The sequence below is a fragment of the Allorhizocola rhizosphaerae genome (assembly GCF_003426775.1).
Classification (GTDB): Bacteria; Actinomycetota; Actinomycetes; order Mycobacteriales; family Micromonosporaceae; genus Allorhizocola; species Allorhizocola rhizosphaerae.
Map to the genome: position 1 here is coordinate 1 of NZ_QJUG01000317.1, position 7471 is coordinate 7471.

Here is a 7471-nt window from a genome sequence, read left to right on the forward strand (position 1 = left end):
CGGGCAAAGGCGAGGGTGGGGCGGGCAGGCCGGCCGCTGGACGCGGCGGGGCGGGCAGGCGCGAAGGCGATGCGGGCGTGACGATGATGGGCATGCGCGTGGTGGAGGTGATGGAGGTGCGTGAGGCACTGCACTGGGCGGCAAGGTTTTCTTCGGAGTGACCGTAGACTGTGGCCGTGCCAATCGATCGCGACACCGTGTGGAATCCCGCTGTCATTAGCGGCGATCCACTGCGGGCCACCCTTGCGCGGGTCGCGCCGGGCACGCCGCTGCGCGACAGTCTGGAGCGCATCCTGCGCGGCCGCACCGGCGCATTGATCGTGCTCGGCTACGACAAGACCGTGGAGTCGTTGTGCACGGGCGGCTTCCCGCTCGATGTCGAGTTCACCGCGACCCGGCTGCGCGAGTTGTGCAAAATGGACGGCGCGGTGGTGCTGACCGCCGACGGGCAGCGCATCGTGCGTGCGGCCGTGCAGCTGATGCCCGACGCCTCGATCCCGTCGGCCGAGTCCGGCACGCGGCACCGCACCGCCGAGCGGGTCGCCAAGCAGACGGGCTACCCGGTGATATCCGTCTCCCAATCGATGAACATCATCGGGGTGTATGTCGCGGGACAGCGGCATGTGCTCGACGACTCCGGCCAGATACTGTCACGGGCCAACCAGGCGCTCGCCACCCTGGAGCGATACAAGCTGCGGCTCGACGAGGTGAGCGGCACGCTGTCCGCGTTGGAGATCGAAGACCTGGTGACCGTGCGCGACGCGGTCGCGGTGGTGCAGCGGCTGGAGATGGTCCGGCGCATCTCGGACGAGATCGCCGGCTACGTGGTCGAGCTCGGCACGGATGGGCGGTTGCTCTCGCTTCAGCTCGACGAGCTCATGGCCGGCGTCGACTCGGACCGCACCCTGGTGATCCGCGACTACCTGCCGACCGGCAAACTCGTGTTCGGCAGGCGGCCCCGCACGGTCGAAGAGGCCCTCGTCGAGCTGGACCTGTTGACCGCCAACGAACTCATCGACCTGGTGTCGGTCGCCAAGGCCATGGGCTATCCACCCGCGACCGAGACCCTCGACGCACCGGTGAGCCCGCTCGGGTTCCGCCTGCTGGCCCGCGTGCCGCGCCTGCCGGGGGCCATCGTGGAGCGCCTGGTGGACCACTTCGGCAGCCTGCAACGGCTGTTGGGCGCGACCGTCGAAGACCTGCAGGCGGTCGAGGGCGTGGGCGACGCGCGGGCGCGGGGCGTGCGCGAGGGGCTGTCGCGGCTGGCGGAGACGTCCATTTTGGAGCGCTACGTCTGACGCGCATCCTCAGGGGTCACAGCACGATGGGCCGATAGCCCAGCGCCGCGTCCACGATCGCCTCGGGGTGAGGCATCGGCCAACTGCGGGGTGACAAGCGGCGGGCAGAGTGCGGTGCGCAGTTCCATAGGCTGAGATAGGTTCCTCGGATGGCTTCTGATCGGATCGTCACCGCGGATGCCGCGGGCACCTGGACACTCGGCGATTTTACGGTCAACCGCATGGGTTTCGGTTCCATGCGCCTCACCCCGAACCCGGACCGCAGCGTGGCCATCGCCGTGCTGCGCCGTGCGGTCGAGCTCGGCGTCAATCACATCGACACAGCCGCCTTCTACGTTTCACCGGGCGGCACGCTGCGAGTGGGCGAAGGCACGGCCCGCTACGCGACCGAGCTGATCCGGGAAGCGTTCGACGGCGCGGACGACGGCCCGGTCGTCGTCACCAAGGTGGGCCCCGGCGTTGATCCCGTCACGGGTGCGTTCTACCAGGCGATGACGGTCGCCCAGTTGCGCGCGCAGGTCGAGGAGAACCTGCGCCGCCTCGGCCGCGACCACCTCGACGTCGTGAACCTACGGATCATCAAGAATCCGGGCACGGACTCGATCGCCGAACGGTTCGGTGCGCTGGCGGAAATGCGCGAGCAGGGCCTCATCCGCCATCTGGGCCTGTCCAACGTCCGCGCCGATCACCTCGACGAGGCGCAGGAGATCGCTCCCGTCGTGTGCGTGCAGAACGCGTACTCGATAGATAGGGAAGACGATCTCGTGGAAGTGTGCGCGAAGCGGGGCATCGCCTTCGTGCCGTTCTTCGCGATCGCCGGGACGAAGCGTGAGGCGGGCGCGGAGACCGGCCACAGCGAGGCCGTCCAGGCGATCGCGCGTGCCCACGACGCGACACCGCAACAGATCCGGCTCGCCTGGACCCTGCATCAGGGCCCGCACCTGCTGGCGATCCCGGGCACGGGCAGCGTGCACCATCTGGAGGAGAACATCGCGGCCGGCGCGCTGAAGTTCACGCCCGACGAGATGAGCCTCCTAAGTGGAGCGCGGTAGGTAGTCCTCAAGCCGGGCGGGCGTCACGCCCGACTCGTGCATGGCCTTGAGCGCGCCGATGAGGTCGTCGGCCAGGGCCGGCCGGAAGTGCATCAGCATCACGTCACCCGGTTTCACAACCTTTTGTGCCGTCTGGTACCTGACAACGCCCTCATGCACGGTCTGAGTCCAGAAGAGGCTGACCCGCACGCCACAGTCGCGGGCCGCCTTCAACGTCACGCCGTCGTAGTTGCCAAACGGTGGCCGGAACAGATACGGCCGCGCACCGAACAGGCCTTCGAGCCGGTCCGAGCAGTCCTTGATCTCCTTGTGCTGGAAGTCGTAGGTCTGGCCCTTCAGATTTCGATGCGTCACCGTGTGGTTCTGCACGTGCGCGCCCGTGGCCTGGATGGCCTTGAAGTAGGCCGTGTGATTGGCCGCCGCCGGCGAGTTGAGGAACATCGTCACGGGGATGTCGGCACGCTTGATGAGTTCAAGCGCCTCGCTCGTGCGCGACAGACCACCGTCATCGATCGTGATGAACGCGACCCGGTGTTGCGTTGGCACACGCGACCACCACGGCGTAGCGGACCCATGGGGCACGTCCACCGGCTCCGGCCTCGGTGCCTTGGTGAACTTTGGCACCTGCGACATGTACCAGTTGACCGTCTTTTCGGGCGGGTGCTCCGGCGCCCTGGTCGTCGGCTCCAGCGAGGGCAACGGTTCGGCCGGGGGCGAGAACGAGGGCTCGGGCGACGGCGCCGGCGGACGGGCCGAAGGCTGCGCGCCTCCCTCAAACCGCGGGCCGGGCGCCGAGCCGCACCCACACAGCAACGCAGGCATGGCGGTCAAAAGGGACCGTCGGGGGACTGGCACGAAGTCAGAGGCTACTGGGCGATTGCCGAGTCCGGTAGCTGAAACACGTCAGGCAAATGGGTTGTTACCAGGCCATCGTCCAGAAGACTGCGCAGCGCGCGCTCCCGCTGCACCGCATCGCCCCACACGACATCGAGCCGCGCCCGCGGCACGGGCCCCTCCGCCTCCCGCAACACGGCCAGCAGCAGCCCGCGCACCTGACGGTCGGTGCCCGCATACGCCTGCGGACGGCGATAAGGCGCAACCGGCGCGGGTTTGCCAAGCGCCCGCCACGCGCACATGGTCGCAAGTGGACAGTCGGCGCAGCGTGGCGACCGCGCCGTGCACACCACCGCGCCCACCTCCATCAGCGCCACGCTCGCCAACGGCGCATCGACGGAAGGCAACAGTCTCTCCACAAAGCCCAGCGACACGGCCGCGTCCTCGACCCCGTGCATCACCCGTGCCACCACCCGGCGCACGTTCGTGTCCACCACCGGGTGCCTCTGCCCAAACGCGAAGGTGAGCACGGCCCGCGCCGTGTAGTCGCCAACCCCGGGCAGCGCGAGCATTTCGTCCAGCGTCTGCGGGACCTCTCCCCCATGACGCTCCACGATCGTGACCGCGCACGCATGCAACCGCATGGCCCGCCTCGGGTAGCCAAGCCGCCCCCACGCCCGGATCGCCTCGCTCACGGGCTCCTCCGCCAGCCGCGCCGGGGTGGGCCAACGCGAAACCCATTCGTGCCAAGCGGGAAGCACCCGCGACACCGGTGTCTGTTGCAGCATCACCTCGCTGATCAGGATGGGCCACGCCCCGATGCCCGGCTGACGCCACGGAAGCTCGCGCGCGTTGGCGCGGTACCACTCAATGGATAGCTCGGCCACCTCGGACATGGCCTCGACTCTAACGGTGACAGAATCCGGGCATGGAGTTCGCAGTCACCGTGATCGGTCACGATCGGGTAGGAATCGTCGCCGACGTGGCGGAGGCGCTCGCCCGGCTCGGCGCCAACCTCACCGACTCGACCATGACCCGGCTGCGCGGCCACTTCACCATGACGCTCATCTGCACCGTCGACGCCAGCGTCGGCGACCTCGAGGCCGCGCTGCGCCCGCTCACCGACGTCACCGTCACGGTGCGCGAGGTCGGCCCCGACGAGCCGATCTCCGATGCCGGCGAACCCTACGTGCTCAGCGTCCACGGCGCCGACCGCCTCGGCATCGTCGCCGCCGTCACCCGCGCCGTCGCCGACGCCAGAGGAAATATCACCGATCTGTCGACCCGCCTGACCGGTACCCTCTATCTCCTCATCGCGGAAATAGATCTTTCATCCGGTACGGCGCAAGCCCTCGCGCAGCGCCTGGCAGACCTCGAAAAATCGTTGGGGGTGGAGATCAGCCTCCGGCAGGCCGAAACGGACGTGCTATGACCGTGCTCCCCGTCGTCCGCGCGCCCGATCCCGTGCTGAGCCGCGCCGGCGCCACCGTCGACCCGCACGACCCGGCCGTCATCCAGCTCGCCGAAGACATGGTCAGCACCATGCGCGCCGCGCCCGGCTGCGTCGGCCTGGCCGCCCCCCAGGTAGGAGTGCCGGCCCAACTCTTCGTGGTCGACGTGACCGGCCACCCCAAGGCGTCCACGGTGCACGGTCTGCTCGTGCTCGCCAACGCCGGCATCGTCGAGGCGAGCCGGTGGAAACAGGGACGCGAGGGCTGTCTGTCCATTCCGGACCTCACCGGAGACGTGAAGCGGGCAGGCCGCATAGTGGTCGTCGGCGAGATCCCCGGAGGCGGCAAAATAACCGTCAGCACGGACGCGTTCGAGGCCCGCGCACTGCAGCACGAGATCGATCACTGCAACGGGCTCCTGTTCGTGGACCGGGTCAGTGGCGCTCACGCCATTTACCAGCGAAAGGTTTATCTGTGAAGCCCATGAGCGAGGGCTTGTCCCGAGTGAATCAGCAGGCATGCACCGCGGAGCGCAGCGGAGGGATGCCATCGCCACGCGTGTCGGCCGTGCGTGCCGGCTGGCCTGACGTTAGCGTGAAACCATCATGAGACTCGTCGTGGGTCCGCTGCCCGCTTCCGTCTACTGGCGCCGTCGTGCCCTGGTGCTCGGCGGGGTGGCGCTGGTCGTTGCCATGATCGTGTACTCCTGCGCCACCACCGACAAGACCGCGGCCACGCCCGGCCCGGCCTCGTCGCCTACCCCCGCCCCCGACACCACCCCGAGCCCGTCGCCAAGCGCCGGTGTCGTCGCCCCAGCCGTCGTCACCAGCTCAAGCCCCACACAGCCACCACCGGCCGTCGACGCCTCCACCTGCACCGACGCCGAGCTCAGCGTCACTGCCGTCCCGGCCAAGACGACCGCCCCGAGCGGGGCCGAGCTACACATCAAGCTGCTCATCAAAAACACCTCGCAGCGCTCCTGCACCCGCGACATCGGGCCGGACCAACAAGAGCTCTACATCGTGGACGGCGCCAACCGCGTCTGGTCCTCCGACCACTGCGACGGCCCCACCGGCTCCGAGCTGCGCACCTTCCCGGCCGGCCATGAGCGCTCCTACGAGGTCGTCTGGAACGGCAAGTCCAGTTCCTCGTGCGCGGCCAGGCGCGCCCCCGACGGCCCCACGCCAACGCCTGGCGAATACCAACTCCTCGGCCGTGTCGGCACCGACCTCAGCCAGCCCGTCACCCTCAAGCTCACCTAGTACGGCGCGGGTTTGCAGCCAAAGGTTCGGTGCTGCTTGCGCCCAGAAAATAGATATCACTATGATATCGATATGGCGGCCGAGCGTAAGCAACTGCTGCTGCGGCTGGACCCGACCATCCACGACGCGCTGGCCGGCTGGGCAGCCGACGACCTGCGCAGTGTGAACGCGCAGATCGAGTACCTCTTGCGTCAATCGCTGGCCAAGGCGGGTCGGCTGCCTGACAACGCAGGCGAGCCGCGGCGGCGCGGCCGACCGCCCAAAACCGCGTCAGATTGAGAGCTGGTCATGGAGCTGCCCCTCACTTCGCAGGTCTACCTTCTGGCCTACAACACCGACAAAGGCAAGCTGACCTGCGGCGGCTATCTGGGCTACATCCTTCGCGCCGCGGCGCTCACCGAGCTGCACCACCTGGGCGCACTATCCGATGCCGATGGCAAGCCGCACGCGACCGGCACCAAGGTCACCGATCCCCTGCTGGCCGAGGTGCTGCGAGAGATCGCGTCCGCACCCAAACCGAAGAAATGGGCCTGGTGGGTCCACCACGGCCAGACCCCTATGTTCCGCGCGGTCCAGCATCGACTGGTCGACGACCGCATCATCACCACCGAGCGCTACCGCGTTCTGGGGATCTTCCCCGCTACCAGAGTCAAGATCCACGAGCACCGTAAGGTCTCCCAACTCCGCTCCACTGTCACCCGCACGCTCAACGGGAGCAACGCCGATCCGCGCGAGGCAGCGCTGACCGCGTTGGCAGCGAGCGGCCAGATCCGGATCGCCATCAGCCAGGCTCAAACCCGCCAACACGCCAAGCGCCTGGAATCCCTTGCCATACAGGCAGGCCCAGCGCTGCCGGCGCTACGCCAGGTGATCCGCAACCACCAAGAGTCCGGCGCGGGCGGCTGACAACCCTCGACACTTCACCCCGCCGGCACCGAAAAGGACACCACGCCCCACACTCCCGCGCTTGAAGCAGGGGCGGGGATCGCTCTGCGCCGCTCAAGCCTCCTGACTTGGCTCAGATGAGCGCGCACCGGACTTTGATCGATGACGATAAAGGGTCCGAGGCGCTTAATTGGCATACATCGATCAGCGGCATCCGTGCTGGTTATGGTGCGAGGCTTGGGCGGCGCACCCAGCCCGCACCGCCTCTGTCGCCGGGCCGAAGGGAAAATCGCAGACCATCAATGCCAGTGTGGCTCTCGTCAGTGCGCAGATTTGTGCGGCGGGCCTCGCGAAAGCGCCGGTCGGCGACTTGAACGCGATCAACACCACGGATCTTGAGCCAAGTCAGATCACAGACCGCACGCCCTCCTCACAGAATGGCGCGCGAACCACAACCACCCACAGCCCTCACCAGCACGAGCGACGCACATCGACGCAGGAACCACAACCACACCACACCCCACAGCCCTCACCAACACCGGCGGCGCACATCGACGCAGGAACCACAACCACCCCACACCCCACACCCCACAGCCCTCACCAACACCGGCGGCGCACATCGGCGCACGGACCGCTACGCGCGGCACACGGCTGAGTCTTGAAGCGGGGGCGGGGGATCGCTCTGGGCC

9 protein-coding genes are annotated in these 7471 nt (G+C 68.0%); 7 read left to right on the forward strand and 2 right to left on the reverse strand.

The features are described 5' to 3' along the window. The first annotated feature begins 170 nt into the window (after window positions 1-170). Both disA and DM816_RS38480 read left to right on the forward strand, forming a co-directional pair. Complete coding sequence (gene disA / locus DM816_RS38475) at window positions 171-1298, forward strand: DNA integrity scanning diadenylate cyclase DisA (RefSeq protein WP_117215419.1); 1128 nt, start codon at window positions 171-173, stop codon at window positions 1296-1298. 149 nt (window positions 1299-1447) lie between these two features. Next, window positions 1448-2350 carry an aldo/keto reductase gene (locus DM816_RS38480; RefSeq protein WP_170318923.1) on the forward strand — a complete coding sequence of 301 codons (903 nt, stop codon included), beginning with the start codon at window positions 1448-1450 and terminating at the stop codon, window positions 2348-2350. On the opposite strand, the gene DM816_RS38485 is transcribed toward DM816_RS38480, so the two are convergent. Next, the gene (locus DM816_RS38485) at window positions 2333-2896 is read right to left on the reverse strand and encodes a polysaccharide deacetylase family protein (RefSeq protein ID WP_246002611.1); all 564 of its coding nucleotides are present in this window, start codon (window positions 2894-2896) and stop codon (window positions 2333-2335) included. The two genes, DM816_RS38480 and DM816_RS38485, sit on opposite strands and share 18 nt — an antisense overlap. A gap of 320 nt (window positions 2897-3216) precedes the next feature. Then, window positions 3217-4080: an HhH-GPD family protein gene (locus DM816_RS38490; protein ID WP_117215421.1), complete on the reverse strand. Its 864-nt coding sequence runs from the start codon at window positions 4078-4080 to the stop codon at window positions 3217-3219. Window positions 4081-4112: 32 nt separating this feature from the next. Between DM816_RS38490 and DM816_RS38495 the strand changes: the two genes are divergently transcribed. The 5 genes from DM816_RS38495 to DM816_RS38515 all read left to right on the forward strand — a co-directional run bounded on the left by DM816_RS38495 (window position 4113) and on the right by DM816_RS38515 (window position 6803). Beyond that, a complete protein-coding gene (locus DM816_RS38495) occupies window positions 4113-4616 on the forward strand; it encodes a glycine cleavage system transcriptional repressor (protein WP_117215422.1) in 504 nt (167 codons plus the stop codon). Then, complete coding sequence (gene def, locus DM816_RS38500) at window positions 4613-5113, forward strand: peptide deformylase (RefSeq protein ID WP_117215423.1); 501 nt, start codon at window positions 4613-4615, stop codon at window positions 5111-5113. The genes DM816_RS38495 and def overlap by 4 nt, the downstream gene beginning before the upstream one ends. 127 nt (window positions 5114-5240) lie before the next feature. Continuing rightward, window positions 5241-5897: an RAD23 family protein gene (locus DM816_RS38505; RefSeq protein ID WP_117215424.1), complete on the forward strand. Its 657-nt coding sequence runs from the start codon at window positions 5241-5243 to the stop codon at window positions 5895-5897. Between the two features lie 72 nt (window positions 5898-5969). Then, complete coding sequence (locus DM816_RS38510) at window positions 5970-6176, forward strand: type II toxin-antitoxin system antitoxin (protein WP_117215425.1); 207 nt, start codon at window positions 5970-5972, stop codon at window positions 6174-6176. A 9-nt stretch (window positions 6177-6185) separates the two neighbouring features. Beyond that, window positions 6186-6803: a GOLPH3/VPS74 family protein gene (locus tag DM816_RS38515; protein ID WP_117215426.1), complete on the forward strand. Its 618-nt coding sequence runs from the start codon at window positions 6186-6188 to the stop codon at window positions 6801-6803. Window positions 6804-7471: the final 668 nt, after the last annotated feature.